This is a genomic window from Pseudomonas sp. HMWF006 (assembly GCF_003061205.1).
Taxonomy (GTDB): domain Bacteria; phylum Pseudomonadota; class Gammaproteobacteria; order Pseudomonadales; family Pseudomonadaceae; genus Aquipseudomonas; species Aquipseudomonas monsensis.
In genome coordinates this window covers 5,061-6,929 of the sequence record NZ_QAIU01000350.1, presented here as the reverse complement: position 1 = coordinate 6,929, position 1,869 = coordinate 5,061, and the positions used below count along the sequence as shown (strand labels likewise).

Genomic DNA, 1,869 nt, shown 5'->3' with positions numbered 1-1,869 from the left:
GCGTGAAACTGTCCGGCGACATCGAGCTGTTCGCGCGTAACGCGCAGGCGCCGATCGTGGCCATCAGCGGTTCCAACGCGAAAAGCACCGTCACCACCCTGGTCGGCGAGATGGCGGCAGCGGCGGGCAAGCGCGTTGCGGTCGGCGGCAACCTCGGCACTCCGGCGCTGGATCTGCTCAGCGACGACGTCGAGCTGTACGTGATGGAACTGTCGAGTTTTCAGCTGGAAACCACCGACCAGCTCAACGCCGAAGTGGCCACCGTGCTGAACATCAGCGAAGACCACATGGACCGCTACAGCGGCCTGCCGGCGTATCACCTGGCCAAACACCGGATCTTCCGCGGCGCGAAGCAGTTCGTGGTCAACCGTCAGGATGCGCTGAGCCGTCCGTTGATGGGCGAGGGCCAGCCTTGCTGGACCTTCGGCCTGACCAAACCGGACTTCAAGGCTTTCGGTATCCGTGAAGAGAACGGCGAGAAGTATCTGGCCTTCGAATTCCAGAACCTGATGCCGGTGCGCGAGCTGAAGATTCGTGGCGCGCACAACCAGTCCAACGCCCTCGCTGCACTGGCGCTCGGCCATGCGGTGGGCCTGCCGTTCGATGCGATGCTCTCGGCACTGCGTACGTTTGCCGGTCTCGAACATCGCTGCCAATGGGTGCGTGATCTCGATGGCGTGGCGTACTACAACGATTCCAAAGCGACCAACGTTGGCGCCGCTCTGGCCGCCATCGAAGGCCTCGGTGCGGACATCGCCGGCAAGGTCATTCTGATTGCCGGTGGCGATGGCAAGGGTGCCGAATTCAACGATCTGCGCGATCCGGTAGCGGCCAACTGCCGCGCCGTGATCCTGATGGGCCGCGACTCTGACAAGATCGGCGAAGCCATTGGCGACGCCGTGCCGCTGATTCATGCCGGTTCGCTGGTCGAAGCCGTCGAGCAATGCCGTGCGGTCGCCCAACCGGGTGACGTGGTGCTGCTGTCGCCAGCCTGCGCCAGTTTCGACATGTTCAAGAATTACGAAGACCGTGGTCACCAGTTCGTCCGCGCCGTGGAGGATCTGGTATGAGTCTGCGCAATATCATCAAGCCGTACCCGTCGCCGATCATCACCGGGCGTGGCATCGACCTCGACTTCCCGATGCTCGCCGGTTGCCTGGCGCTGCTGGGCCTGGGCCTGATCATGATTGCCTCGGCGTCCACCGAAGTGGCGGCGGCGCAATCGGGCAGCGCGCTGTACTACATGATTCGCCACCTGATCTACGTGGCGCTGGGCCTGGGTGCCTGCATCGTGACCATGATGATTCCGATCGCCACCTGGCAGCGTCTGGGCTGGATGATGCTGATCGGCGCATTCGGTCTGCTGGTGATGGTGATCGTCCCGGGGATCGGCCGTGAAGTGAACGGGTCGATGCGCTGGATCGGTTTCAGCTTCTTCAACGTTCAGCCCTCCGAGATCGCCAAGGTGTTTGTGGTGATCTACCTCGCCGGTTATCTGGTACGTCGTCAGAAAGAAGTGCGCGAAAGCTGGATGGGCTTCTTCAAGCCATTCATCGTGCTGCTGCCAATGGCCGGCCTGTTGCTGATGGAACCGGACTTCGGTGCCACCGTCGTGATGATGGGGGCGGCAGCAGCCATGCTGTTCCTCGGCGGGGTCGGGTTGTTCCGCTTCTCGCTGATGGTGGTGTTGGCGGTCGGCGCCGTGGTCTTGCTGATTCAAATGCAGCCGTACCGGATGGCGCGTCTGACCAACTTCGCCGACCCGTGGGCCGACCAGTTCGGCGCCGGCTATCAGTTGTCGCAGGCGTTGATCGCTTTCGGTCGCGGTGAGTGGCTGGGCGTCGGCCTGGGCAACAGCGTGCAGAAACA

At 62.8% G+C, this 1,869-nt stretch carries 2 protein-coding genes; both read left to right on the top strand.

Going from position 1 to position 1,869, the window contains the following annotated elements; genetic code table 11:
• Positions 1-1,070 (top strand): UDP-N-acetylmuramoyl-L-alanine--D-glutamate ligase (gene murD, locus DBR24_RS14355; RefSeq protein ID WP_128615094.1); only part of this gene is annotated, 1,070 nt, incomplete at its 5' end.
• Positions 1,067-1,869: FtsW/RodA/SpoVE family cell cycle protein (locus DBR24_RS14350; protein ID WP_371921287.1), on the top strand; the 803-nt coding region annotated here is incomplete at its 3' end. The genes murD and DBR24_RS14350, both read left to right, overlap by 4 nt.